Annotated in this window: 26 protein-coding genes and 1 pseudogene; 11 read left to right on the top strand and 16 right to left on the bottom strand. The window is 34.0% G+C overall.

The window, feature by feature from the left end; all coding sequences use genetic code 11:
• The first annotated feature begins 20 nt into the window (after positions 1-20).
• The 3 genes from MHH85_RS05965 (at position 21) to MHH85_RS05955 (ending at position 2,099) form a co-directional block, all read left to right on the top strand.
• On the top strand, positions 21-632 hold the full coding sequence (locus MHH85_RS05965) for an exosporium glycoprotein BclB-related protein (RefSeq protein ID WP_340706272.1): 612 nt from the start codon (positions 21-23) through the stop codon (positions 630-632).
• A gap of 828 nt (positions 633-1,460) precedes the next feature.
• Positions 1,461-1,871, top strand: coding sequence for a DUF4183 domain-containing protein (locus MHH85_RS05960; protein WP_340706271.1), 411 nt, complete (start codon positions 1,461-1,463; stop codon positions 1,869-1,871).
• 42 nt (positions 1,872-1,913) lie between these two features.
• Entirely contained in the window at positions 1,914-2,099 is a 186-nt protein-coding gene (locus MHH85_RS05955) for a hypothetical protein (RefSeq protein WP_340706270.1), read from the top strand.
• Positions 2,100-2,679: 580 nt separating this feature from the next.
• Here the strand turns inward: MHH85_RS05955 and MHH85_RS05950 are convergent.
• The gene (locus MHH85_RS05950; RefSeq protein ID WP_193740202.1) at positions 2,680-2,832 is read right to left on the bottom strand and encodes a hypothetical protein; all 153 of its coding nucleotides are present in this window, start codon (positions 2,830-2,832) and stop codon (positions 2,680-2,682) included.
• 166 nt (positions 2,833-2,998) lie between these two features.
• Here MHH85_RS05950 and MHH85_RS05945 point away from each other — a divergent pair, with 166 nt between their 5' ends.
• Positions 2,999-4,447: a recombinase family protein gene (locus MHH85_RS05945; RefSeq protein WP_340706269.1), complete on the top strand. Its 1,449-nt coding sequence runs from the start codon at positions 2,999-3,001 to the stop codon at positions 4,445-4,447.
• 46 nt (positions 4,448-4,493) lie between these two features.
• Positions 4,494-5,459 (top strand): annotated as a pseudogene (locus tag MHH85_RS05940) (hypothetical protein); the annotation flags it as partial.
• A 68-nt stretch (positions 5,460-5,527) separates the two neighbouring features.
• Here the strand turns inward: MHH85_RS05940 and MHH85_RS05935 are convergent.
• From MHH85_RS05935 to nadB, 6 genes are all read right to left on the bottom strand, one after another.
• Positions 5,528-6,451: a DUF4030 domain-containing protein gene (locus MHH85_RS05935; RefSeq protein WP_340706268.1), complete on the bottom strand. Its 924-nt coding sequence runs from the start codon at positions 6,449-6,451 to the stop codon at positions 5,528-5,530.
• A 299-nt stretch (positions 6,452-6,750) separates the two neighbouring features.
• A complete protein-coding gene (locus MHH85_RS05930) occupies positions 6,751-7,500 on the bottom strand; it encodes a hypothetical protein (protein ID WP_340706267.1) in 750 nt (249 codons plus the stop codon).
• Positions 7,501-7,612: 112 nt separating this feature from the next.
• Positions 7,613-8,155 carry a PadR family transcriptional regulator gene (locus tag MHH85_RS05925; RefSeq protein ID WP_340708128.1) on the bottom strand — a complete coding sequence of 181 codons (543 nt, stop codon included), beginning with the start codon at positions 8,153-8,155 and terminating at the stop codon, positions 7,613-7,615.
• A gap of 144 nt (positions 8,156-8,299) precedes the next feature.
• Positions 8,300-9,409, bottom strand: a complete 1,110-nt coding sequence (gene nadA / locus MHH85_RS05920; RefSeq protein WP_340706266.1) for a quinolinate synthase NadA — start codon at positions 9,407-9,409, stop codon at positions 8,300-8,302.
• A 13-nt stretch (positions 9,410-9,422) separates the two neighbouring features.
• A complete protein-coding gene (gene nadC / locus MHH85_RS05915) occupies positions 9,423-10,265 on the bottom strand; it encodes a carboxylating nicotinate-nucleotide diphosphorylase (protein ID WP_340706265.1) in 843 nt (280 codons plus the stop codon).
• A complete protein-coding gene (gene nadB, locus MHH85_RS05910) occupies positions 10,234-11,820 on the bottom strand; it encodes an L-aspartate oxidase (protein ID WP_340708127.1) in 1,587 nt (528 codons plus the stop codon). Before nadB ends, nadC begins: the two co-directional genes overlap by 32 nt.
• A 118-nt stretch (positions 11,821-11,938) precedes the next feature.
• On the opposite strand from nadB, the gene MHH85_RS05905 reads away from it, so the two are divergent.
• The gene (locus MHH85_RS05905; RefSeq protein WP_340706264.1) at positions 11,939-13,081 is read left to right on the top strand and encodes an IscS subfamily cysteine desulfurase; all 1,143 of its coding nucleotides are present in this window, start codon (positions 11,939-11,941) and stop codon (positions 13,079-13,081) included.
• A gap of 20 nt (positions 13,082-13,101) precedes the next feature.
• The gene (locus tag MHH85_RS05900) at positions 13,102-13,344 is read left to right on the top strand and encodes an HTH domain-containing protein (RefSeq protein WP_445684105.1); all 243 of its coding nucleotides are present in this window, start codon (positions 13,102-13,104) and stop codon (positions 13,342-13,344) included.
• Between the two features lie 194 nt (positions 13,345-13,538).
• Here MHH85_RS05900 and MHH85_RS05895 read toward each other — a convergent pair whose 3' ends face one another.
• Positions 13,539-15,200: a sensor histidine kinase gene (locus tag MHH85_RS05895; RefSeq protein WP_340706263.1), complete on the bottom strand. Its 1,662-nt coding sequence runs from the start codon at positions 15,198-15,200 to the stop codon at positions 13,539-13,541.
• A 3-nt stretch (positions 15,201-15,203) separates the two neighbouring features.
• Positions 15,204-15,902 carry a response regulator transcription factor gene (locus MHH85_RS05890; protein ID WP_193740212.1) on the bottom strand — a complete coding sequence of 233 codons (699 nt, stop codon included), beginning with the start codon at positions 15,900-15,902 and terminating at the stop codon, positions 15,204-15,206.
• 107 nt (positions 15,903-16,009) lie between these two features.
• Between MHH85_RS05890 and MHH85_RS05885 the strand changes: the two genes are divergently transcribed.
• Positions 16,010-17,182: a DUF418 domain-containing protein gene (locus MHH85_RS05885; protein WP_340706262.1), complete on the top strand. Its 1,173-nt coding sequence runs from the start codon at positions 16,010-16,012 to the stop codon at positions 17,180-17,182.
• Between the two features lie 363 nt (positions 17,183-17,545).
• Here MHH85_RS05885 and MHH85_RS05880 read toward each other — a convergent pair whose 3' ends face one another.
• The gene (locus MHH85_RS05880; protein ID WP_340706261.1) at positions 17,546-17,698 is read right to left on the bottom strand and encodes a hypothetical protein; all 153 of its coding nucleotides are present in this window, start codon (positions 17,696-17,698) and stop codon (positions 17,546-17,548) included.
• A 246-nt stretch (positions 17,699-17,944) separates the two neighbouring features.
• Between MHH85_RS05880 and MHH85_RS05875 the strand changes: the two genes are divergently transcribed.
• Positions 17,945-18,379, top strand: coding sequence for a hypothetical protein (locus tag MHH85_RS05875; RefSeq protein ID WP_340706260.1), 435 nt, complete (start codon positions 17,945-17,947; stop codon positions 18,377-18,379).
• A gap of 100 nt (positions 18,380-18,479) precedes the next feature.
• Here the strand turns inward: MHH85_RS05875 and MHH85_RS05870 are convergent, their stop codons facing one another.
• Complete coding sequence (locus tag MHH85_RS05870; protein ID WP_340706259.1) at positions 18,480-19,118, bottom strand: LysE family transporter; 639 nt, start codon at positions 19,116-19,118, stop codon at positions 18,480-18,482.
• 198 nt (positions 19,119-19,316) lie between these two features.
• On the bottom strand, positions 19,317-19,811 hold the full coding sequence (locus MHH85_RS05865) for a GNAT family N-acetyltransferase (RefSeq protein ID WP_340706258.1): 495 nt from the start codon (positions 19,809-19,811) through the stop codon (positions 19,317-19,319).
• Between the two features lie 307 nt (positions 19,812-20,118).
• Here MHH85_RS05865 and MHH85_RS05860 point away from each other — a divergent pair, with 307 nt between their 5' ends.
• Positions 20,119-20,739, top strand: a complete 621-nt coding sequence (locus MHH85_RS05860) for a YdcF family protein (RefSeq protein ID WP_227752097.1) — start codon at positions 20,119-20,121, stop codon at positions 20,737-20,739.
• Positions 20,740-21,003: 264 nt separating this feature from the next.
• Positions 21,004-22,245, top strand: a complete 1,242-nt coding sequence (locus MHH85_RS05855) for an MFS transporter (protein ID WP_340706257.1) — start codon at positions 21,004-21,006, stop codon at positions 22,243-22,245.
• A gap of 176 nt (positions 22,246-22,421) precedes the next feature.
• Here MHH85_RS05855 and MHH85_RS05850 read toward each other — a convergent pair whose 3' ends face one another.
• The 4 genes from MHH85_RS05850 to MHH85_RS05835 all read right to left on the bottom strand — a co-directional run bounded on the left by MHH85_RS05850 (position 22,422) and on the right by MHH85_RS05835 (position 26,002).
• A complete protein-coding gene (locus MHH85_RS05850; protein ID WP_169786321.1) occupies positions 22,422-22,559 on the bottom strand; it encodes a hypothetical protein in 138 nt (45 codons plus the stop codon).
• Between the two features lie 393 nt (positions 22,560-22,952).
• Positions 22,953-24,503, bottom strand: a complete 1,551-nt coding sequence (locus MHH85_RS05845) for a YndJ family protein (protein WP_340706256.1) — start codon at positions 24,501-24,503, stop codon at positions 22,953-22,955.
• Complete coding sequence (locus tag MHH85_RS05840) at positions 24,478-25,089, bottom strand: DUF4166 domain-containing protein (protein WP_340706255.1); 612 nt, start codon at positions 25,087-25,089, stop codon at positions 24,478-24,480. Before MHH85_RS05840 ends, MHH85_RS05845 begins: the two co-directional genes overlap by 26 nt.
• A 1-nt stretch (position 25,090) precedes the next feature.
• Positions 25,091-26,002 carry a DoxX-like family protein gene (locus MHH85_RS05835; protein ID WP_340706254.1) on the bottom strand — a complete coding sequence of 304 codons (912 nt, stop codon included), beginning with the start codon at positions 26,000-26,002 and terminating at the stop codon, positions 25,091-25,093.
• Positions 26,003-26,060 lie beyond the last annotated feature (58 nt).

The raw sequence follows: 26,060 nt of genomic DNA, 5'->3' as shown, positions 1-26,060 counted from the left end.
AGGAGAAAGGGGGTGTAAAAATGTGTATGAATAATTCAAAATGCGGCTGCGCAAATAATAATAATTGTACTTCACTTGGTCCTTTTATAGCTGTAGACGCTGCATGTATTACTACACCAGCACTAACAGGCACTATCGTCCCATTCGCTTCAGGAACAATTCCTGTTGTTTTAGTAACACTTGCTGGTGGCTTAGTCGGTACAACAAGTCTTGTAGGATTTGGTACGGCTATTCCAGGGGTATCTCTTGTTGGTAATAATATAGACTTGTCAGCTGCTACTGGAACGGAAGGCTTTTCAGTTCCACGTGCTGGTAGTATTACATCTATATCTGCATCCTTGTCTGCAACAGTTGCTTTAAACCTTGTAGGAGGAACAGCAACAGTCCGAGCACAAGTTTACCGCGCGGTTGCGGGAAGTAATGTATTCAGCCCTACAACAGCATTTGTTGATTTATCACCAGCTCTTTCAACAATCGCAATAGGCACTATTACATCTGGTACTGCAAACGTTGCACCAGTGTCAGTAGCTGCTGGCGATCGTTTATTAATGGTGTACTCTGTTACTACTACAGGGATTGCACTTGCTACTACTATTACTGGTAATGCTAGTGCAGGAATTAATATTGCATAAAAGATTATGATCGTAAGTTAGATTAAAGCTACCATACAGTATCATTATCTTTGTAAAATACGATAATTACTTGCAAACAAAAGTAATAAATAAAGTAGGTGATTTTCCCAAAATCGGGAAATCACCTGCTTTTCTCTCTAAAATTATAGTTATAATTTCACCAAAGCAATTTGAATATGAGCGAGATGATACTTTCCGTGCCAAGTATATAGGGCTACCGAAAGGACTATACATAAAAAACCAATGCTATATTCATTACATTTCTTTCATTGCTCCCCAGAAAAGGCTTAGGAATATTTCCTATGCCTTTCTATTATTGAATAATGCTTAATTTAAAATCAGATGATAAAGTAGTTATCAATGCTTATTCCAATCTATCAACGCAGCTTTAGAATTTGGATTGATTAAAAAATGTGTTTTATTTAGTCTGTTTTCTCAAAGGTTGTTGCTGTTTAAACTAAAAGGTAGATTAAATTCTGTCTTTTTGTTTTGATATTTCGTGAATAGAAAATTTAACTAAAGCTCCCCGTTAGCACAAGAAGCGATCGCTCTAATTGGGAAATCGCTCTCCGTTCTTGTTAGTGTCCTTCTTACCATAATTTTATCTTTAATCCTATCGGTTATAATTTGTCACTTCCTATAAAGGGGTGGCTTTTTAATATCTTTTCTTCTCAAAATGTTCAGCACTATCTCCTATGTACTTCCCAATCACCCTCCGACATTAATTCATAGAATATTAGTGAATGAATAGCTTTCTCAATTTATAAGTAACATACGCCTATAACTTACCGGGTTACTAACATATGACGGAATGGAGGTGACAAAAAAATGGACCGACAGAAATTGATTTGTGACAGTTGCTGTGAAAATAAACAAGTTCTTTGGCCCCGTATTAAAGCTATTGATATAGGTTCTATTCAACCTCCTCCAGTTGTTAACCCTGAAGGAACTATTATTCCAATAATAAATAGATATTTCTTTATTGTTACAGTAGATATTGATTTAACAAACGGAGCAACCATTCCTGCAAATTTATTTACAGATGATAATGACAATCCATTAACAGAATTCAAACTTTTTAATCCCAATGGATATGTCAATCTCTACATCAACGCTGCCATGCAAGTGGGCGGTGTGTATAAAGTTACCCCAGATTCACTAATCATTAACCCATTTAATGAAACAATTTTTGCTGGAACTCCCATCCTTATAGAATCATTGGGATTCCAACAAATGTGATATAAAAACGTCTAAACTTTTATCTTGGTAGGCTGTTAGAAAATGGCACTTTCCATTATTAATATTCATGTAAACGTTAATAGTACTTCCACAAGATTTATTAATGTGTTAGCAGCAATTTTAACAGTTGCTGAAGGTACTACTGTCCTTGCAACTGCCTTTCTAGATGATAGTGGGAATGCAGCTACTGTTTTTCCCGTAGTGACAAATGATTACTATAATTTATAAATAAATGGTGTACTACAGGAAGGCAATTCGTATACTATTTCTGCAACAGAGTTAATTTTAACGGTGTTACTGGCACAATTACAGCAGGAACTCCATTGGTATTAAAAGCTGTAGAATTAGTTACACAAAATTAATGATTAATTATTAACAACCAAATCATAAGTTTTAATTGTGTAAGCTTTCTAACCTTTCTTCTATTTTTAGTGCTTTGGGTCACTTTTATACCAAGTGACCCTCCAAGCCTATTTGAACAGTTTATTATATTCCTACTAAATGAAGATTTTCCAGGGATTATAAGCAAACATTTCATCTATATTACGTTAGTTATTTAACTTTCAATAATAATAATTTATCTTTTTACCCTAATAAAAAGATACATAAAAAAAACAGACTTTGATCACTTCATATCAAGTCTGTTTTAATTGTATATAATTGGATTTCACACATAATTTCACACATAATTTCACAACACTTTTACTTTTATTACTGTGCAACGATTTTGTTATTTTAAACTCTGATAATAATCCAAAAGAGCATGCATTTTAATCATTATATAATCGTATTATAAAACATTCTGATTTTAACACTCTTGTATTTGTGTAAACTCGGTTTTCTTAGATATTGTAACTTCTTCGGATTTTTCTTGTTCTTGTGCTAAATATCTAATTGTTGCTGGTAAGAGGTATTTATTCACCGCAGCAGCAAGCTTTTCTGCTGGAACTATTATCTCCATTTTTCTACCCCCCACTTTTCGAGATGTACCATTATATTTTATGAAATGGATTGTTAAAAGGTGCCTGATGTTGTGCTTGTTAACCAAAACTGAAGTTTAAAAATAATAGCTCAAGTTCCGGCTATTCGAATACCTTTTATCATTTTTTTCTGAGGTGAATTTTTTTATGGAAAATAATTTAAGAACAGTAGAATATGAACGAGTTTCTACTGATGAACAAGCGGTAGAAGGTTACAGTTTAACCTCTCAGCAAGAAAAAGTAAGAAAATTTGTAGAATCCCAAGGAAACTGGGATTTAGTTGACACATATATCGATGATGGATATAGTGCCAAAGATTTAAATCGTCCAGCTATGCAAAAATTAATCGAAGATGCTAAAATGGGGAAATTTGATGTAGTAGTCTTCTATAAACTCGATCGCCTAGTTAGATCAGTTAGTAGTCTTCATACACTTCTCAAAACATTTGAAGAAAATGGAGTTATGATAAAGAGTGTTACTGAAGTATTTGATACCACTTCGGCTTTAGGAAGATTCTTCTTGACTCTTGTGGCTGCAATGGCTGAATGGGAGCGGGAAACGATTTCTGAACGTGTATTATTAAATATGGGAAAAAAAGCTGAAGTTGGAGAAAGAAATGGTGCAAAAGCTCCTTTTGGATATAAGAGTATAAATTCAAAATTGGAAATACACGAGGAAGAAGCCCTGTTAGTAAAAGAAATATTCCGACTTTATAATGACGGTAAGGGCTTACGCTCAATCGCAAAATATTTACAACAACTTAATATTGATAAGGATATTCGAACGATTTCTAGAATGCTTGAAAACCCCGTATATTGTGGAAAAGTAAGATGGGGACATAATTCGAATAGAATCGAAACTATTATTATTAAAAGTGATCACATACCAGCGATTATAAGGGAAGAAACCTATGATGAAGCACAAAAACGAAGAATAGCTAATACAAAAGAAGGGAAAAAAGCAACCTCACCTTACCCATTTAGTGGTGTTTTACGATGTGCTAGATGTGCTTCAGCTTTGTCTGGACTATTTAAAAAAGAAAGAGGTACAAAACACTACATTTGTATCGGAAAAAAAAATAAAGGAACATGTGATTTGCCAATATTCACCGAAAAAGCACTTATTAGTGAATTTCTTAAAGTATTATCTACTGACAATCCAGAAAATTTTATTAATTCAATAGTACCTAATCTGGAAGAATCAGTATCCGTACAAAATAATGATTTAATAATTGCTGAAATTGAAAAACAACTCTATATAATCAAAAAAAGAAAGAAAAATTGGATGCTAGCTCTTGGCGATGGGATAATGACCCATAAAGACTATTCTGAGATGATGTCACAAGTACTTAAAGAAGAAAACCTATTAATAGAACAAGTGAAAAATCTTTCGTCTAAAAAAAATGTAAAAGATACATCGCAAATAATCGAACATGCAAAAAACATTTCTGCAATGTGGGATAGAGCTAGTGATAACGATAAAAAGAACTTTATCAATCTACTTTTTGAGGAAATAGTAGTGGATGTTCCAAGGGATTATAGACGTGGTAGAGGAAATTCTCCTTCCGTGGATATTAAAGAAGTTAAATTACGATGATACATGAAGAACCTTTTAAATACTACATTTCATTTAAAAGGTTCTTTTAGTCACACTAGATGTAGCGATGGCGATGAACTTATTTGGTCATGGTATTGCTTTATCAAGTGATTTTGTCATTCAAGGTGCTCCTAAGCTTACTGCTGATGCAGCTGGGTTACCAGTCGGAGATGTCATTTCCGCAAGTATTCCACTCGTCATTGTAATGGGTCTTGTTACGACTATTACTGCGTTTATATTATTAAAACGTGATATGAAGCGCGGTACAATCGAATTAACAGGAACAAACGATTCAAATGAAGAACATGAAAAAGATGAAAAATTGCTCACGCTTAGACAAAAGCAATTTTTTGCAATTATCATTCCAATTGCTTTCTTAGCAGATGTCGTAGCAATGTCCATTTTAAAGTTGCAAGGTGGGGATGCGACAGCATTAATTGGCGGAACTGCCGTCTTTATTTTACTCATTCTATCCGTTGTAGCCCATAAAAAACAAGGACTTGAAAAGACTACAAGTTATCTAATACACGGCTTCCAATTTGGTTTTAAAGTATTTGGACCTGTTATTCCTATTGCTGCATTCTTCTATCTAGGCGATTCAGGTTTCACAAAAATCATCGGTGACTTTTTACCGAATGCCTCTCACGGTATTGTTAATGATTTAGGTGTTGGATTAGCTTCCGTAGTTCCTTTAACGAAGGAAATTGCAGCCGTTACTTTATCAGTCGTTGGTGCAATTACTGGATTAGATGGTTCAGGATTCTCAGGTATTTCACTAGCTGGTTCCGTCGGAAGCTTGTTTGGCAATGCAATTGGAGGTGGCGCCGATACTTTAACTGCGCTCGGACAGATTACAGCAATCTGGATTGGAGGCGGGACTTTAATTCCTTGGGCACTTATCCCCGCTGCAGCTATTTGTAATGTCAGTCCATTCGAACTTGCACGAAGAAATTTAGTGCCTGTTATTACTGGTTTAGTCGTCACAACCATTGTTGCAATGTTCTTGATTTAACCTTGTTGAACAGATGCCAGGCATTCATATTATTTACGCGATCGTAAATTATATGGATGGCTGGTATCTTAATTTTGATTGGAGATATTTATTTCCTTATTATCACTACCATAAATAACAATGTTGTATGGTTCTTGATTAATAGAGCTAGCATCTCCATGAGTTGTTATAAACATTCTAATAGACTTCTCAATTTTTTGAGCTTCTACTATAGCGGTCACATCTGTAGAGTTTATAGACGTATTTATAAGAAAAGATGATGGTGGTTCAAATAAAGAATAACGAATATCTTTTATTTTCATTTCGTCTTTTCCAATAAATTCAGTGTTTATTTTATTTATTATTGCTTGCCATTTCAGGGCTATTTCTTCTTCTTGAGCATCTATTGAATATGTTTTAATCAAATATGGCTCAAAATTATTTTCCTTTACAATACTTTGTACTATTTTTTGCATTACAACAGTTCTTGTTTCCTTGTCTGATGCAACCAGTATAATCATATTCTGAACATCATTATTATTAACAGATACCGATATTAACTTATAATCTTGTAACCTTGCATCATTCTTTATATTATTTTGTAATTGTTTTGCCATCAAATTGGTTTCTTGATAAATCATTGTATTTAAAGATACACTTTGAAGATCTTGAACAATTTCTAATTTATAATCTGTAAGATCAAATGAGCTTAACAGTGAATTAACTTCCTTTTCTATCGCTTTTTCCACTTTTAAAGGATTTTGTTCTGATTTATCTATATTAATAACAATGTTTTTCTTAGGCGCAACTATCGAAACATTTTCAAACGGATAATTTTTAGAAATTAATCTTTCTGTTATTATTTTGACTATATCTTTATTTAAAAGCGTTGGTTCATATATTAAATTTAAGAAAGGTGTCTTGGCAAAAATATTGTTTATAGTTGGAGAAATAGATGCTGAACCAAATAGCAATACACCAGCTAGAACTGTTCCGCTTATGTAAAATTTCATGGACTTTCTATTTTTCTTTCCATTAGTAGTGAACTCAATCTTCAACTTATTTTGGATAAAAACGGCCTCCCTCTTTAATAAAATATTGAAGCTAATAATGCAATTAAATGGAGTAACCTCAATTTTAATTAGCAAAAAATGAGTACGAGCTTTTGCAATATATAGTAGTTTATGTATGAGTGCTTGTCCTTATCATTGAAATATAAATTACAAAACATAACTACCTAATAAAAAAACTAGCCTATTAGCTAGTCAACTGGTTTCTATTTAAATAGTATTTCTATTAAGAAAGATTAACTTTATTCAAAACATACCTTAGTGTTCTCAATCCAACAGTTTTCTTCCTTCAACTTATTTTCTTTTCTTTTTAGGCTAACAGATACGTTATACTCCTTGGCTTTTTCAAAAATTATTTCTTGAGAATGTTGTAATTTTATTTTTAGACTGTCCTCTGTTATCATAACAAAGTCAAAAATCTTTTTAAGCAATTCAAAGTCATTGCTCGAAAAGTTACCTCTTATCTTAATTCTATTGATACCCTTAATATTATTTTCTATAGCATTTGGCACCATGTATTTCTCCATAAATTCTCTGGTTTTTTGATTTTTCATTTGTTGAAAACCGATTTGCAATGGAACACCTTCAAAGAAATTTAAATAACTATTTTGCCATGGTAGCGTTTTTGAGAATAGATTGAAAAGAAATTTTATTTTAATACTTTCTGGATTTGTAACAGCTATCCCTTTACTCCGTATGTCTTCACATAACAAATCTATATCTGCTACATCAATCATTAAACAAATGAGTCCTCGCCCACCTTTGTTATAAGCATTGACCCATTCTTCTTTCCATCCCCCTCCATCTTCCCGCAATAGGTTAACCATTTCAAAATATTCTTTTCCTATCCAAATATTCGATACTTTAAAACCTTTCGTTCCCTTCCCTTTCTTTGGATTGTATGGTAAACCTATACTACGAATGGCAGTAGCCTGTTCTCCTTCTTCCTGATATTTGCAATCTACATTAATCACTAAATGATCAATTTTCATCCAACATTCTCCTTTTCAAGAAAATTAATAAGCATAAAATTATGCACTCAAAATTAAATACTCAACATTGACTATATGGTGATTTTTTACTCCCTCCAAAAAGAGGGAGCATTTATTCATCAAAAAGCTTTAAGATATCTTCAACCAATGTAATTTGCTGTTTGACAATTTTAATCATATTATTAGAAACCAATTGGATCATTGCAGGTAGTTCTCCATCTAAATATTTTTTCTTCTCTTCTAGACCAATCTCTAATGACTCTAACTCGTTAAATAATTTTTGCAATTGTTGCTCTAATGCTTCCCTTGATTTCTCAGTAGGTAATTTATCTATAAATGATAATCCAGAATATAGTGCTGTTGGATATGGTATTGTAGATGTTTTAATGGTTTTGAAAATCAAGTCTTGAAGATATGATTGACCTTTATCAGTTATTTTATATATTGCTTTTTGTCGAAAACCTGTTTGTTCCATTCGCTCTATTTCAATATATTTATCTTTTTCAAGTTTTTTTAGTGCATGATAAATTGATCCAACGAGTACACCTGACCATCGCTCGACATCATTTTCTTGTAGCATCATTTGAATATCATAACCAGACATAGGTCGAATATCTAACATACCTAAAACTAGTAATTGAGTAATAATAGACACCCCCAAAAATATATACTCTACATTGAGTATTTTACATTCAGCATATACATATGTCAATAAAAGTAAAATATGTTCATTTGATGAAAATGCGACTGCTCATTTTATTTCCAATGAACAGTCGTATTTTTTAGTAATTATCTTTTCTTATGCTCTTACCAACATTCGTTCAAGCGCTTTGATTGCGTCTTTCGTCGTTTCTTCATCAACCCGAATAACATTTATATCTTCATTATTAACAATGCTATCCAAGCTCCAAAGCAAGTGTGGTAGATCAATACGATTCATAGTCAAACAAGGACACATGCTTGGATTAAGTGAAACGATTTGTTTGTTAGGATGATTCTGGATTAAACGATTAACTAAGTTCATTTCCGTTCCGATTGCCCATTTAGTACCTGGTGCTGCATTCTCTATAGCGTCAATAATATATTTCGTAGAACCGTTGTCATCCGCAAGTTCAACGACTTCTCTTGAACATTCGGGATGAACGATGATGCGTATTTCTGGATCGCTTTCACGAAGATCTGCGATGTTTTGGACGGTGAATTTTTCATGAACGGAACAATGCCCTTTCCATAAAATCACTTTGATGTCCTCAAGTTCTCCTTCGTACTCTAGCTTATCGTTTATCGGATTCCAAACAGCCATTTGCTCAAGTGGAATTCCGATATCGTACGCTGTGTTTCTACCGAGATGTTGATCTGGTAAAAACAAAATACGTTCTTTTTGTGTAAATGCCCATTTCACCATTGAATGAGCATTTGATGACGTCACCGTTGCACCCCCATTTTTCCCAACAAATGCTTTAATAGCCGCAGTTGAGTTAACATATGTTAGTGGTACAATTGTGTCACCAAGTATCTCTGTAAGTGCGTCCCATGCACGGTCCGTCTGGAAAATGTTCGCCATGTCGGCCATCGAACAGCCTGCACGCATGTCAGGTAAGTAAACTTTCTGATGGTCGTTCGTTAATATGTCAGCCGTTTCTGCCATGAAATGCACACCACAAAAAACAATATGCTCCGCTTGTTCATTGGCTGCACAAATTTGTGCTAGTTGCAGGGAGTCTCCCGTTACATTTGCAAACTGAATGACTTCGTCTTTTTGATAATGATGTCCCGGGATGAAAAGTTTCTCCCCGAGCTGAAGCTTGATTGCTATTATACGCGCTTCCATTTGCTCACTCGTTAAATTTCGGTATGTTTCCGGTAATGTTCCGCTTTTTTTCTCTTCAAAATAGTGCATGATGGACACGTCGATTCCCCCATTATTTAGTGCTATTCTTAATGTTTGCGCTAATATCTAGCGCTTTTACAGAATGTGTTAAATAACCTAATGAAATATAATCTACACCCGATTCCGCATATGCTCTGATTGTATCGTTTGTTATCATCCCAGATGCTTCTGTAATGATTGTGTTAGGTACAATTTGTCTCCATTCTGCAATGGTTTCAGGTTTACAATTATCAAACATGATAATGTCTACTTTCGAGGTAATCGCTTCTTGTAATTGCTCGAACGTTTCAATTTCGACTTCAATTTTGACCGTATGTCCAAGTGAAGCTTTTACCGTTTCAACTGCTTTCGCAATTGAGCCGGCAAAGGCGATGTGATTATCTTTTAACATAACTGCATCATATAATCCATTACGATGATTAAAACCACCGCCTGTACGAACAGCGTATTTATCTAACATACGTAATCCCGGAATTGTTTTCCTCGTATCACAAATTTTCGTTCCTGTTCCTCTAACTTTCTCCACTACTCGATTTGTTTCAGTCGCAATGGCACTCATTCTCTGAATTAAATTTAAAATGACACGTTCACTTTTAAGTAAGCTATGAATAGGACCTTTTGCTGTTGCAATGACAGTTCCTTTTTCAATTGAATGACCATCTTCTACGTAACAATTTACTGTCGAGCTTTGGTCCACAACACGTAATCCCTCTTCAATCACCTTTTTTCCGCAAAAAATACCGTCCATTTTTGCAACGATATCCAATTCTCCAATCAGCGTTTCAGGGAATAAGAATTCACTAGATAGATCACTATCCCCTATATCCTCTATATAAAAATGCTCAAGCATTGATTTCAACTTGATGGTATTCATGTTGTCGTTCCCTCATTTCGATTCCTTTTTTTGATTGGACAATATGGATTTGTCTCCATCGTTCATCCTCAGTAGGATAATCTTCACGATTGTGAGCTCCTCTGCTTTCTTCCCTTAGTTGTGCAGAAGTTGTTATCAGTTTCGCAACTTGCAGCATAAACAATCGTTGTAAAGTGTCGGTACTATACTCATCCAATGACATGTCATTTAATAGCCATTCATCATATTTACTTAACCAATCCTGTAGTATTTTTAGTTCTGAACTAGTCCGAATAATCCCTGCATATGCCATCATTTTTGCACGCAGTTCTTCTTTGTCGGGTAACAGTGGTACATTAACAGTCATATCTATTGTCAGGTCATAATATGGGATCACCACTTCTTCTTGAATCAACTGTTCATTTAAATGATTAGCTAATCTTTGGCCATAATGAAGTCCTTCTAACAAGGAATTACTTGCAAGTCGGTTGGCACCATGCACACCTGTAGAAGCTGTTTCACCAATTGCATACAAACCGTCAATAGACGTTTGCCCTACCGAATTAACAGCAATTCCTCCCATCAAAAAATGGCATCCCGGCGCAACCGGTATTTTCTTTTCTTTTAGTGACACTCCATTTGCCTGACACATTGCCGTAATTGTTGGAAATTGCTCTTCGAATCGCTCGATCATCGATATATCCAAATAAACTTCTTTTTTAGCCAATCGCTGTTGATATAGTTCTTTTGCAACGATATGTCTCGGAGCTAAGTCTTCCATAGGATGTTTACCGGACATTATTGGCTGCCCTAATTCATCTATCAGATTGGCACCCTCTCCCCTTACTGCTTCAGAAATCAAACCCGCTGTTTTCCTTTTTAAATAGAGAAGTGTCGGATGAAATTGAATGAATTCCATATCTACAATTTCTGCACCTGCTCGATAAGCTAAAGCAATTCCATCACCAGCTACTGAAGGATCGTTTGATGTAATAGAAAACAATCCGCCAATTCCTCCCATAGCTAAAATCACTTGATGACCAAAATAAGATTCATTCTGGCCATTTTCGCACTTTGCTTTAATACCGATACACCTTTTCGTAGTAGGATGAATAATCAGTTCATACACAAACCTATTTTCTACGATATCAATCTCGGACCTTAGTGTTGAATTAAGATGTTCCATTATGTGTTTCCCAGTTGCATCACCGCCACAGTGGACAATTCTTTTCTGTCCATGAGCGCCTTCCATTCCTAAATCTAACTGACCTTCATCATCTTTATCAAAATCAAGTCCACTTTTTTTCAACTGTTCTATAAGTTTGGGGCCGTTTTCAACAAGATCCAGTACTTCCTTTTCATTATGAAAGTCGCAGCCAGCTTTAATCGTATCTTGATAGTGAAATGCTGCTTTATCCTCTTTGCCTACAGCTGATGCGATACCACCTTGTGCTCGATATGAATTATTGGCTCTTTTTGTGGATTTTGTTATGACGAGTATACGAAATTGTTCGTTTAGATGATTTGCTAGTTGCATGGCAGCGATTCCGCTACCGACAATGATGCAGTTGTACATCTTCACTTGTATCCTCTCCAAATCTATTTGTATCTTGATAGGTGTCTTGTCACCTATCTTTACACAAATGAGAAACTATGGCAAGATGAATTTATTATGTAACTGGAGGGAACGAACTTTGCATTATTTTGATTATGCAGCAACAACGCCTTTACATCCGAGCGCGGCACATGTATACAGTGAAATTTCACAGTTATGCTATGGCAATACGAGTAGCTTACATGAAGTCGGAACTGAAGCACAAAATATGTTGTCATTGTGTCGCGAGGAACTTGCAAAGATGCTTGACGTTGATACTGCAGGTATATATTTTACTTCTGGGGGTACAGAAAGTAATTTACTTTCAATCATTTCACTAGCGAAAGCGAATCGGCATAAAGGGAATCATATCATTACAACTATGGGCGAACATCCATCTATCGATTCTGCATTAGAGTATTTAAAAGAGGACGGGTTCATCGTAACGACAATCCCCTTTACTGATGAAGGTATTGTGAACTTAGAATTGTTTGAAAATGCTTTAACAAGCGAAACCATTTTAGTAAGTATACATCATATTAATCCTGAAATTGGGACGATACAGCCGTTAAATAAAATTGCTGAGATTTTAAAAGAACGCGCCATTCTACTACATAGTGATTGTGTTCAGTCATTCGGAAAAATAAATTTAAAATCAATTACGTCTATTGTCGACAGCCTAACAATTTCAAGTCATAAAGTGTATGGCCCTAAAGGTGTTGGCGCAGCATATATCCATCCGCGTCATCGAATAGCTCCCGTTTTTCCTGGGCTTGTACATGAATTAGGATTTAGAGGTGGTACCGTTAATGTCCCTGGCATCGCGGCATTTACCACTGCGGCTGACTTTGCAATCAAAATGGACTTTCAAGGGAAATCATTTCGAGAAGCATTTCTAAACAAAATACAAAAGCATCATGAACTATTTACTATCTACCAGTCACGTAATAGAAATTTACAATTTCAAAACATTATTGGGCTTGGAGTAAGAAATGTCGAGGGTCAACTAATCATGCTCGAATTGAATCGACTCGGTTTTGCCATTTCAACTGGTAGTGCGTGCCATGTCGGTCAACAATATGCATCAAAAGCTATGATGGCACTACAAGTACCTTCACAACAAGCGAATGAATTTATCCGTATCTCTTTTGGACGAGATACAACTTTAGATAGTGTTAATGAATTAGCTGATCGGCTCATTGAAATTGCTATCAAAATACGGACACCCATTAAAGTAAACTAACTGCATTAGGAGGAATGAAAATGATTGCAAACGAAAAAATGCTCGGCAAGGAACGCCGTCAATTTATTGTTGACACATTGCGCTCATCCACCGAACCGTTGACGGGAAGAGCACTAGGAGAAATGACAAATGTGACTCGGCAAGTCATTGTCAGTGATATTACATTACTCAAGGCAAAAAATGAACCCATTATTGCAACGAGTCAAGGGTATATCTATTTAGATGTACAGATGATACGAACTGGAGAAGGAATAAAGTTATAAAACAATGCTGGAGACGCATATGACATCCTTAATTAAAAGAAAAAATGATATAAATAATGCCGCAAAGCATATTTATATCATTTGTAGTTTGTATAAAGTCACTATACATATTATTTGTAAGGTTGTGGATAGCTCTGAACAAATTTTAGGGGATGAAGGTTTCTTAAACTTTCAACTTAATCACTGTACTCTCCCTACTCTATTAACTTAGGAAAAACAACAATCACTACTGTACCAGATGAATTGGACTGTACGGTAATTTCCCCGTCCATTGCTTCTACAAGTTGCTTTGTAATTGCAAGTCCAAGTCCTGTCCCTGAAGCCTCTGAAGTCGTATTTGTTCCTCGATAATAACGATTGAACAGATTATCTAGTTCTTCTTTAGGGATGCCTTGTCCTTCATCTCGAATTTGCAATTGCACATTATTAGCTAACTCAGTTATTTGTAAATAAATAGATGTCCCTTCAGATGTATGTTTTTCTGCATTTCCTACAATATTATCGAGAATTCTCTTTAGTAAAATTGAATCAGCTAATATATGTATTTCGCTATTCATCTGCTCCATCTTAACGTTTTCAGAAGCACTATTTTTTACATACGTATTAATAAATGCATTCAAATATACTTCTTCCTTAGAAATAACAATCGCATTGTTTTTTAGTTGATACGTATATGTTAAATCTTCAATTAGTACATCCATATACTCAGCTTTTTCCTGCATAGTTACAGCAAATTTCCGTACATCATCTTGTGACCATTCATAATCCTTAGAAGATAACATTTTAGAATAGCCATAAATAGAGCTAAGCGGTGTTTTCAAATCATGAGAAAGGCCTGTAATCCACTCTTCACGTAACTTTTCACTCTGCTGTATTTTGCATTCATTATCAGCTAATTTAGTAGACAGTTGAGTTAGTGATTGATCCACTTCATCAAAAATACGATATTTTCTCTTGAAGCGTCCGTTTTTTTTACGTCTGAGCTTATGATCATTTACAAAGCCAAAGTCTTGTCCTGCTAGTTTTTCAATTCTCTTTAGAAAATGTAAAACAGGCCTTCCAAAACGATTACCTATAAAAGCTGAGAAAATAACGATAAGAATTAACAGATACACATGGAAAATCGCAATCACTATTAATGCCTTTTTTAAACCATTCATAAAAATAGGTTCACTTGGGTTATAATGAGGATTTTTCATACGGACGACAAGTAATGAGCCGTCCTTTAATATTTCTGAAGCTACAAGCTCTTTCGTCTCTGTTAAATTCCCACTCCCCATCAAAATCTTGATTGGTTCAAGTTCTTTTGTTTCTTTACCAAATAGAATCTTCTGTCGTTGGCCATTTGCACTATATTGTTCTACTATCGCATCCGATTTACTGAGATGTTGCCTTATTGTATTAGATATATGTTGAATACCCTGTTCTGAGATAACATCTAGTAAATTTTCAGCTGTATTATTTTGTATAAAAACAAGGTATTGATCATTTTTAATCCGCCAAATATGTCCTTCCTCATGCTTCTCTATTTCCGCCAATTCCTTCATGGTGTAGGATTTAGCTTGTTTTTCTGAACTGGCAAGTAATTGTCCATTCTCATCAAGCAAATGGATAACTCCTCCACTTTTTTCGGCTGAATTAATCAACTTCTGAGTTAGTTTGTAAGAGCCATTCTTCTCTTCTATATCCATTTCAACATCCATTTTATCCATCGTCATTAAGTTTACATAACTCGATGCCGTTTCATTTTCATACACTGCATAAAAGATTAAAGACATAACAGATAGAAGTAAAATAATATAAAATACAGCAAAGTAGCTAATAAATCTTAAAGTCATCTTGCTCGATAAACGCACTCGTTACTCCCCCTTAACTAATTTGTAGCCAACTCCTCTTACTGTTGTTATAAGTGCAGGGCGACCTGGGTCTACTTCTATTTTTTCACGTAGTTTTCGAATATGGACCATGATGGTATTATCATCAACATAATAATCATCGCCCCATACTTGTTCGTAAATTTGTTCCTTTGACAGAACTTGTCCAGGATGCTCGCAAAATAATTGTAATAAATGAAAGAGCTTACCAGATAAAATTGTTTTTTCCCCGTCTATTATTAACTCGGCAGCTGAAATATTTAGCTGAAAACGTCCATAATCAAATGTTTCTTCAGGTATTGTTACGTTTCTTAATGCACTATATCGCTTACTATGAACTTTCACACGAGCTGCTAATTCTAATGGATTAAATGGTTTTGTAATATAATCATCTGCACCTGACATAAACCCCCTTAGTACATCGGCATCTGAAACTTTTGCGGTTAAAAAGAAGATAGGTGCATTATGAGTAGGTCGTATTCTCTCTGCAAGTTCAAGTCCAGTACCATCCGGCAACATAATATCTAAAATGAAAAAATCGTATTTTACTTTTTCAATTTGTTTAGTGGCCTCATCTACACTTCCACAAATATCCACATATGAGAAACCTTCTTTTCGTAATATAATATCTACCATATCTGCAATTGCTTGTTCATCATCTACGACCAATATTTTAGCATCCATTTTCAATGCACTCTCCAATTTAAGTTAATTTTAAGATTTATTTCATTTCAGCATAAGAATCTCTATCTATACTAACAAATAGAGAGTATTTAAGGAGGAATTTTTTTTTGGAACAACAGCGTGTTCGATTAGTAGATAGTTTAAGAGGATTTAGTTTATTTGGTATTTTACTTGCCAATTTGCTTATTTTTCAATATGGCATGTTTGGGAAGGACCTTATTTCATTTTATAATTTATCCGATTTCAATTTCGGTTCTTATAAATTTATTCAAGTGTTTGTAGAAGGTACATTTATGCCCATCTTTACTTTTTTATTTGGCTATTCACTTATTAAATTAGTTGAATCTATAAGAGAAAAAGGAAGAAAGTCTCGTTGGTTTTTAGTTAGACGTTTTTTAATGCTATTAACTTTAGGTTTACTACATAGTACATATATTTGGGAAGGTGATATCCTCACTTTTTACGGTGGTATTGGCTTCTTTTTATTTTTCTTTATCAATCGTAAACCAAAAACACTCATTATTTGGGGTATTGTATTGTTGTTATTAATCACTGCAACAGGCTACGGAAAATATGAAGAAACTGAAAAAGAAAAAACTATTACTGCAAGCTACGTAGAAAAGACTACTGACATATATAAAAATGGGACATATTCAGAAATCAAAGATCACCGTAATAACGGTGAAGATCCTTTGACTGCCATGTTTGATGAGGATCCAATCCCTTCATTTTTCATCATACTTTTACTTCCATTTGTAATAGCTCCATTATTTTTGTTTGGTATGGCTGCAGCGAAATTAAACATATTCGCAAAACCTAAGGAAGAACGAAATTTATACTTTAAATATATGTTAATTTTCATTCCACTCGGTCTTATTTTAAAGATCATCGGGCATTTAGCAGAGAAAAGTGATTGGGCTTCCATTGGAGTAATGAGCGGGGGATCAATTCTAGCATTAGGCTATATGGCAGCTTTTGCATATCTATTTTCTAGCCATTCACAAGCTTTACCATTCCGAGCATTTGAGAGCGTTGGAAAGCTATCTCTTACAAACTATATTATGCAATCTGTTATTTGTACGACTATTTTCTACGGCTACGGACTTGGTTTATTCGGTAACTTCGGTACATTTAATAGTATTTTACTTGGTGTCGTTATCTTTGCCATTCAATGCTTCATCAGTACTATGTATTTGAAAAAATTCAAACGTGGCCCATTAGAGTTATTACTTCGCATCGTGACAAATTTCTCTTGGAATGGTCGTGTAAAAACAAAGTAAAAGGATGTTTTTGACCCCTTTTAATCTGTATCCTTACTAAGCAATTACCTTTTCTATCTAAAAAGAATACCTCTCTTTACTTTTACGGATTACAGCCGTATTAATACTAGCAGATACAATGTTCAAATTATTACGCTCAGAACGAGATTCAGAATAATAAGTCGGAGGTAAAAGATGTTTAAAGTCCATCGTTATATAGCCTACTTGATATTTCATAAAACCAAAACATTATTTTAGACGTATGCTAATACTACATGTAACAAAGGAAGGGACCTCTCCAATTTAGAGAGATCCCTTCCCTTTTTATTAGTTATCTTCTGCATAACACACATTATTTAAAAAATTTTATTTTAGCACTACCGTCTAAATAAACAGGGCAAGCTTGCAGTGGAATGTCTCTTCTGAGATTCTAAAGGTGGAAGCAGTTTTATACAAAACGTCCCGGTGACCTTGCATTACTTGTAGAAAGGCTTCGTTATTCCCTTCAACAGCTTTTTTTATCATTTCACGATCCATCATTCACCCTCCCCTCTAAATGTTAGACTTATTACTATATAATTTCGTTCAATTAAAACTAAATATTTCTAATTCATTTATAAAAATAAAAGATGAAAAACTCATCTGACATTAATCTTATTTAAATTATTTTTTAATATTTTTTAATATTTTTTAATCTTTATGCATTAAAAATAATAAATTTAACCCAAATTGGAATTTTAGCATTATAATGGATATATAATTTTAGGAAAAAGGAGGGTTTTTTTGTTAAATGAAAAACGAACTATGAAAAAACTTAGGCTTTTCCCTATTTTTATGGTCTTATTCTGTTTAATAGCTGGAATTCTAGCTTACTTTTTTAATATTTATCCCGGGGGTTATTCAATAAAGGAGAATTCAGAAGAAGTAACTGTTATAAAAAAGAATTTTTCCGAAAAAGAGAAACATACTTTTATGATTTCAGAAGAAAACCAAATAATAATTTTCTTAATAACAAATGATGTCAAACAATTACTTACTATGTGGTTAGTAATCATTTTTAGTGTATCTTCATTGTTAATTAATTTAGTAAATCTACTACATATAAAAGAAAAAAACGCATTTTATATAACTTCCATACTCCTAATCATCCTATTACCATTAGTTATTTATGTTTATATCGGTAAGTTGGATCATATAGAACAATTATTAGAAATTTAAAAAATAATTAAAGAGACTCGACTGAAGTCAAGTCTCTTACAACTACCTTATAGACATATTAGTAATAAGGCTCGGTCTATGTATAACTACTAGTCTTGTATTAACCCCTTAGTGTTCCTACACTCCTATAAAATTCAATAAAGAAATAGACACTAAAGCCAATTAGTATTACCCCAGCAAGAACAGAAGCCCATTGAATATACTTAGTGTTTAATACCTTCCTCGTACCAGCAATTATTGTCATTAAACCAATATCATGTATCAATATCCCGATTAATATGCCCGCTCCTATTACTAGAAAGTTAATAGTATTTGATGCATCAAACGAATTAATCAAAATCGGCCCAAAAATACTAACCCAAAATACTAAGTTCCCTGGTGAAACCGCTACAAGTAAGCCATTAAAGTACGATGATTTAAGTGATTTTTTCGATTTTTCACCTGAAAGCGATATACCATGACCTGCGTTTTTTATACTATCATAGCCGACGTACAGTAAAAATAGTGCACCTAGCAACCATAAGAAAGTTTGAATAATAGGTACAGCTAGTACTGAAGCTAATCCAAAATACAATAATAAAATAAGTACTAAATCTACAGTCATTCCACCTAGTCCAACAACCCAACCATGCATAAAGCCGTTTTTAAGCCCCTGCTTCGTCATCTCTATAGTAATTGTTCCAACAGGTAGTGCAATGGAAAGCCCTAGTAAAATATTCGTTAAAAATAGTGTAACCAACTTTTAACCCCCTTCATAATGATTCATTATATATATATTAATATATTTTGAATTATTATGCAATAACATGAATATTAATAGAAGAAGAAGTTAAATATACCACACTCCAAGGAAAGCTTTTAGAATAGTGGCTGTCTATAACTCTACAAAAATATAGAATAGCTTTCTCTTCAATTGTTATTGTATTTAAACGTCTCTTTAACTATCCCTGCTTTTTTCCGTCCGCTTCAAATAACGTATTAACGTCATCTCGCTATTGATTTCTACTTCTAATCCCGTCTTACTGTAACCTAGTTTTTCATAAAAATCGCAATTCCGCTTCTCTTGTTTTATCGTATCAAGTTCCCATTGCTGTGTTTTATTGTATTTTTGTTCTATCTGTTTAAAAACTTCTTGAGCGATTCCTTTACCTTGAAAAACCGGATGAATATATATCGGGCTTATTCTTGCTCGATTATTTTCTCTTGTAACGATCCTAATCCCTCCAGCCATATTTTGACCATAGTAAATTACATAATAATCTGAATACGTTTCAGCTATTCTATTTGCTAACTTTTCAATTGGTTCATTCGCCGGGTTTGTTTCTAGATCATTGTATTTTATTAATAGAGGCATAAAAGCGGCTACTTGAATTTTATGTAATGCTGCAAGATCTTTATTCGTCGCAATTCTTAAAGTTATTGGCTTAGACATATATAACACTCCTTAATTTGGTAATAATGTTATAAGTATTCTCCCATATTTAGTTGAAAATTTAAATTAATTATAAGATTTTCATAAATTTTCAAACACAGTATAATCAGTTACAAAAATTGTTAACGCTGGTGAAATTATATGCAGATTAGCTATACTATATTTATAGCCACAGATAAAGTATGGTGTATATAGTTATTCATGTAGATGTATTGTCATTCAGTAAATTTAGCAAATACAGGGCAACCTAAATAACAACAAAATGTATAAATGCTGTAGATTGGTTTCTAAACGTTGGAGGTAATTTATGAAAATACATATTTCTCAGTTGCAACCTGATAAACTATCAGACTCTCAACACACTGATTTTCTGTTCAAAAATCTAGAAGATGATAACGCGAAGGGAGATGTGATTTTTGTTCCGGGTAGTAGTAAAGCTGTAATATATCGCTTACCAAAGGCAATTCAACTATATAATGATGGTAGAGCGAAGAAAATATTATTTTCTGGTGGAGTTATTTGGGAAGACACGAACTTAAATGAGGCACAACTATTAAAACAAAGGGCTATCGAATTAGGCATACCCGAAGAGGATATTTTAACAGAAGACCAATCACTTCATACGAAAGAAAATGTACTTGCTTCACTACTTATACTAGATCGGGCATTTGAATTACATAACATTAAGAGAATATTAGTTGTTACTACTAGATATCACATGAGACGAACACTTTTAAACCTTAAAACCTTCATGCCGGAATGGATACAATATTCAATGTGTCCGGTAGATGACAATACTACAAAGGCTAATAACTGGTTTGAGAACCCTTATGGCAGAAAAAGAGTAGAAATGGAAGCAAATAAAATTATTAAATATGTTAAACAAGGAAGTATTATGGATGAAATTATAGACATTTCCGAATGCTGATGCTGGTTTTAAACATTAATTTTATGCAATGACTGTCAATTTAGGCAGTCATTTTTTTATTGAATATTTTCTGAAAAATTCAGCTTATCACCATTTCTTTATGTTATCATTTATTATAAATATTTCCATTATTAGCAAACACCCCTCTGCTAATTTGGATCCGATGAACGATTTCAACAAAAAAATTCTAAAATCAGTTAAGGAGTGAATCCAATGTAGACAACAACTTTCTCTTGAACAATTAAATAAGAGGGGTTGTTTGTATTGAAAAATAAATCATTTCGTGCATTACTGGCAGGAGAGTCTTTAGCCAATGCAGGAGATACTTTTTACATTGTGGCTCTCATCACAACTGTTTTTAGTGTGACAGATTCTTTGTTTTATGTTTCTTTAGTTCCCGTCATTAATTTATCTGGCGGATTTTTGGGTGGATTGGTCGCACCACTTTTAATTGATCGATATAAATTAAGGTCAATTTTATTAAATTCTCAATTATTGAAGACCTGTCTATTACTTTTATTATCACTGTATGTATCACTATTCCTATCAATTGATACTTTTGCGATCATTTATTTACTGATTTTTTGTACTAATTTTTTAGATGGCTTCGCCCATCCCACTAGTAGTGCGATTATTCCAGAGCTTATTGAAGAGACTTACTTGTTAAAAGCAAATAGTCTCATGTCGTCTGTTTATCAGTTCATCAATATGGGCGGATGGGCAGTTGGTGGTATTTTGGCAGTGCTTTTGCATTCGAATGGATTGTTGATTTTAACGTTTATCTTGTATCTATTGTCCACATTCTTATTGTCATTTATTAAAATTGACGAGAAGAAACATGCTCCATCATCAACTAAAAAAGAAGATAATCTGCATTCCTTTTTAGAGGGATGGAAATTAATATTAGTAGATAATAAGTTGCGTATTCTGCAAATCACTCTGTTTTTAGGTTCCATTGCAGGTCCAGTTTGGGTATCTTCTATCATTTACCCTTTTATAGAGTTACGACTGCATGAAGGTACGGAATGGTGGGGTTACATTAATGCCGCTTTCTTTTTAGGTCTATTTTTTGGTGGCTTAATTGGGTATACGAAATCTAATTTAATTGACCGGCACATCCATTTTGTCATATTGATATGTAGCTTTGTTGTTTTTTTAATGACTTTTCTATTTGGGATCAATAGTACCCCATTACTCGCTCTTCTGGTGAGTTGTATTTATGGATTATTCTACGAATTAAGTATGATCGCCATTCACACACTCATTCAAGGTAGGGTCAAAAAAAAACTTCTAGCAAAAGTATATGCTGCTCAAAGTTCTATAACTATGGCTACTTTTGGCATCTCCACTCTGATTATGGGTGTCATAGGAGAACGTATTAATATCGTTGCTGTATATATGGTTTCTTCAATTGTTTTATTGGTGTCATTTCTAATTCTTTTGATAAAGAAAAAACACTTATCTTTATCAGTAGTTGATACGAATCAAAGCGTCGAAAACGAATAACTTAGGATTGAGTATGTAAGCATTATAAAAAACGTCCATTCAAGTTCAATAATGAACTGACTGGACGTTTTGTTTTTATTGCATTCTTTTATCTATTTTTTACTTCCTGAAAGCTTGATAAATATTATTTTGTATTGCCATTTAGAACTATCAGCGGACGTCCGAGAACTATCGAATTAAAAGTTAAAGTAGATGAAGAAGGCTACAATTACGATTAAAATGATTGTTTCAAGAAAATTATAATCCTGGTCTTTTTTATTGCGGATTTGTTCTCGATAAAGCCGTTGAACTTGTTTTTTATTCGCAAACTTCATCAATACTCCCCCAACTAATCATAATGTGTATTCAAGTATTACTGTTATAACTACCAACCGGACTTATTATCTATTTATTACTTATAATACCATTTATTTTATTTTCATCTATATTTTTTTGAACTTCTTTTATTATTATATGCTCGGATATGATTTCTTCTAAAGGTATAGGCCCAAGTACATTTTTCCGCTAATATCTTTCAAGCAGTTTTCAATTTTACATAACATTTCATTAGCAAGATGGTTAATCAATTAATAGTAACAGCCACCTACATTCAGATGCCTTTAATACGATAATTATTTAGATGTTAATGGTAAAAATAAAATTACTCGAGTACTTTATTAACTTAAAAACTCTTCTTAACCTAACCTCTTCAGGTCGATTCCCACTCTTTACCTTTCAATAATTCTATAATCAATTCGTAAAAAAGGAATACCAAAAATCTTCATCTTGTGAAGTGCTGTTAGACGGCCTTTATGCGTTTCTATAATTGTAAAATGCTCGGATAATGGCAGCTTGAATAGGAATTTTCCTGCCGCTAAGTAAATTCCTTCATCCCCACTACCTTCACTTGTTAATATTAGTCGCCCTTCTATTTCCTCAAGTTGTAAAATACCGATCATGGAGGAAAACGGTAAGGGTAATGCAATATTCATATATGTTCTGCCTGCTGTATTATGCTGCGAATAGATGGCCACAAAAGCGGTTTGCTCCCCCACTTTACGAATCCAAGCACGTGGTTTAACTCTCCCATCCGCTCTCGTATCAATTCTTTTTATTTCTCCCGTCATTTCGGTTTCTTTACTTGAAATCGGTAAGTTTAATTGTTGCATTTGTTTGCTAATTAATTTATAACACATAGCAAATGGTTTAAACCAAGTCGCCCATTTAATAGAAGCAACTAGTTGATATCGATCCGTATGCTCATAAAATTCTATAATTGTTTTTGACAATGCTTTTGTACCAACAAAAGCACTCAAATCATCCACAAGACCTGGATGTGAGTCTTCGGTTACTATCAATTTCCCACGAACTTGGCTTATTGGAAAATCCCATGAAAGTTGTTTCGTTTTTGGTGGAGACATCGCCCATCCAACTACACCGAGTAGCCCGAAGATAATGCAATTAAAAAAACCGTGAAAAGCAAGCATAAAGTCAATGCGAATTATCCATTCACCAAATGCATTTCCTAATGCATAAAGGAATGAAAAAATAATCGTCACAGCTAGAGCACTAAAAGAAAGACGAATACATACAGCTTGTATACGCGTTGCAAAGTGGGTTTGAAATGCCAGTACAACAAGACTATAAATAGCGAATATATACATTAAAACCGAAATCACTTCGAGTATTGGCCAGAATGTAATACCTATTGCAACAAGCATAGGTCCTGACAAAATCATCGGGACAATCCATCTATACAACTTTGAATCATGCAATCTGCCAAAAAGGCCAAGAGAAATACACAATAAAAACGCTGAATAATGAAAATGAATGCCCGTCAACCAAGTTATCAGTGGACTAAACCCTGTATTTACTCCTGCTATATAGGAAAAGAACCAAAGTCCCCCGACAAATAAATACATCATACCAATATCAATTGAAATTTCTGCCCAGTTCACAAAGCCTCGTCGCAAGAATCGTTTCGCTCCTAGTACTGCCACAAATAAAGTAAATGCGACGTAAACTAATGCAAGTATTATTGACCAGGTACTAGATGAAATAATATGTAAAATAAATACAGAAAACATTCCTGTGAAAATAATAAAGCGATGTAACCTTTTTATTTTTATGATTAGTTGAAGTATTACAGGCACAAATATTAACTGTGCTACTGTTAACATTAGAAAGAAAGGCTGTTGCTTTGTGAACAGACTACTTGCGATAAATAGAATGAGTCCTATTATCGTTATTGAACTAAAAAGACTGTTCCTTGAATTCACCTGCGTAAGCCATCACCTTTCCTATAATTTGGTTATGAATAAACACATGAATCGAAAATAATTCACGTACTTCATCATAACCTTCTTCCACAATGACACGCCCTTCTAATACTCGTGGAATAGGCACTTCTAATTTCCCTAGAACTACACGCTGAAAACCTGATCGAATAAGTAATCGACCTTCTTTTGTCACGTCAAATTTTAAATCTGAATATAAAAGACTAGGATCTCCTAAATAATCTTTTACAATTTTGCGCTTAGTATCAATGGACATAAATGCATTAAAACATCTTGTCTTCTCTTCAAAATAGAAGGTACGTTCCCAATATACTTCCATTTCACCATTCGGTAATAATTTACATGTATTTTTAATCGTAAATGGCACGTCTTGACCATTTTCAGGAAACAAAACTTTGCTCTTACTCGCAAAGTTTAAGAATGGAGATAACCATCTAGCGCCCGTTTCTATTTTTGACATCGTACCGATTGCGAAAAATGGTACATCTATTGGTAGTGCATAACGTGCTTGTAATTTAGGATGTAGTTTGTGGAATTCTTCCCCCAAAAGATTTTGATAAATTGTCATTCTAACCCCTCTCTCTTTTTCGAATACAGCTTGACGCAGTTGGCAAATCTTTTGACGTGTAGAAACCTATAATAGATATAATCCATAGGCTCATATTAAATGTAACCGGATTGAATGGATGTGTTGCGATTGTAGGATCTGCTAGTAAAGCACTAATTGTTAACGTAGGGAACACTATTATTTGAAATGCAAATAATCGCATTTTGTTGCGGTATAGTAGCCAGACAAGTGCAAATAAAATCTCAAGCATACCGATTATGCTTACTGCTTTTATAGCAGCTGTTCCATCTATTGCAGTTAAACTTGATAACATAGCCACTTCCTCAGGATGCTTAGCAACCAGTTTCGGTATAAGTCCTTGATACAGCCAAACGAAAATAAACAAAAGAGTTATAAAATAGCTTCCAAAAAAACGTAAATATTGTGTTCTTGGGACTTCTCCTTTTTCAATCCAGCGCTTTAGAACATCAAAACTAAGAGCTGTTGCCCAGCCCATAACAGGACGGAAAAATCGATCTAGTAGCCCTCCTAGCATTCCATAACGTACTTTATAGTTATATTGCGTTAAAAATGTCAGTCCCTTTTCTGTCGGTACATATTGCCAATAGCCCTTACCTTCACTAATTGGTGAGATCTTCTGGTCAGTCCCAAAATGAAGTGAGGAGGTTCTAGTGCCATCATTCTTATTATGTATACCATTACTTTTACCCCAACCCGCTACCTTTAAGCCGAGCCCGATTTTCGTTTCATATAGAAAAGATTGCGGATCTTTTTCCTTTACTCTCGGTAAATATGTAATGGAAGAAAAGCGTAAATCCCATTGTTCATGGAGTTCAGGTTTTTGTGTAAACTCCCAGACATCATCAATATCTGCTCGAATAGGTATTTCTACATAAATTGGTTTATTCTTCATTCTACAACACCTCTACTTTAATACTTTGACCGTGTCGACCAAGCTGCTATAAACACCA

This window comes from Viridibacillus sp. FSL E2-0187, from assembly GCF_038006425.1.
In the GTDB taxonomy this organism is placed as follows: domain Bacteria; phylum Bacillota; class Bacilli; order Bacillales_A; family Planococcaceae; genus Viridibacillus; species Viridibacillus arvi.
Note: the sequence above shows the minus strand (reverse complement) of the source record. Positions and strands in the feature narration are given on the sequence as shown.

Bases quoted from the DNA above. Each gene is read 5' to 3' on its own strand.
- MHH85_RS05965 (WP_340706272.1), top strand. From the start codon at position 21: ATGTGTATGAATAATTCAAAATGCGGCTGCGCAAATAATAATAATTGT.
- MHH85_RS05960 (WP_340706271.1), top strand. From the start codon at position 1,461: ATGGACCGACAGAAATTGATTTGTGACAGTTGCTGTGAAAATAAACAA.
- MHH85_RS05955 (WP_340706270.1), top strand. From the start codon at position 1,914: ATGGCACTTTCCATTATTAATATTCATGTAAACGTTAATAGTACTTCC.
- MHH85_RS05950 (WP_193740202.1), bottom strand. From the start codon at position 2,832: ATGGAGATAATAGTTCCAGCAGAAAAGCTTGCTGCTGCGGTGAATAAA.
- MHH85_RS05945 (WP_340706269.1), top strand. From the start codon at position 2,999: ATGGAAAATAATTTAAGAACAGTAGAATATGAACGAGTTTCTACTGAT.
- MHH85_RS05935 (WP_340706268.1), bottom strand. From the start codon at position 6,451: ATGAAATTTTACATAAGCGGAACAGTTCTAGCTGGTGTATTGCTATTT.
- MHH85_RS05930 (WP_340706267.1), bottom strand. From the start codon at position 7,500: ATGAAAATTGATCATTTAGTGATTAATGTAGATTGCAAATATCAGGAA.
- nadC (WP_340706265.1), bottom strand. From the start codon at position 10,265: ATGAATACCATCAAGTTGAAATCAATGCTTGAGCATTTTTATATAGAG.
- nadB (WP_340708127.1), bottom strand. From the start codon at position 11,820: ATGTACAACTGCATCATTGTCGGTAGCGGAATCGCTGCCATGCAACTA.
- MHH85_RS05900 (WP_445684105.1), top strand. From the start codon at position 13,102: ATGATTGCAAACGAAAAAATGCTCGGCAAGGAACGCCGTCAATTTATT.
- MHH85_RS05890 (WP_193740212.1), bottom strand. From the start codon at position 15,902: ATGGATGCTAAAATATTGGTCGTAGATGATGAACAAGCAATTGCAGAT.
- MHH85_RS05880 (WP_340706261.1), bottom strand. From the start codon at position 17,698: ATGGATCGTGAAATGATAAAAAAAGCTGTTGAAGGGAATAACGAAGCC.
- MHH85_RS05865 (WP_340706258.1), bottom strand. From the start codon at position 19,811: ATGTCTAAGCCAATAACTTTAAGAATTGCGACGAATAAAGATCTTGCA.
- MHH85_RS05860 (WP_227752097.1), top strand. From the start codon at position 20,119: ATGAAAATACATATTTCTCAGTTGCAACCTGATAAACTATCAGACTCT.
- MHH85_RS05850 (WP_169786321.1), bottom strand. From the start codon at position 22,559: ATGAAGTTTGCGAATAAAAAACAAGTTCAACGGCTTTATCGAGAACAA.
- MHH85_RS05840 (WP_340706255.1), bottom strand. From the start codon at position 25,089: ATGACAATTTATCAAAATCTTTTGGGGGAAGAATTCCACAAACTACAT.
- MHH85_RS05835 (WP_340706254.1), bottom strand. From the start codon at position 26,002: ATGAAGAATAAACCAATTTATGTAGAAATACCTATTCGAGCAGATATT.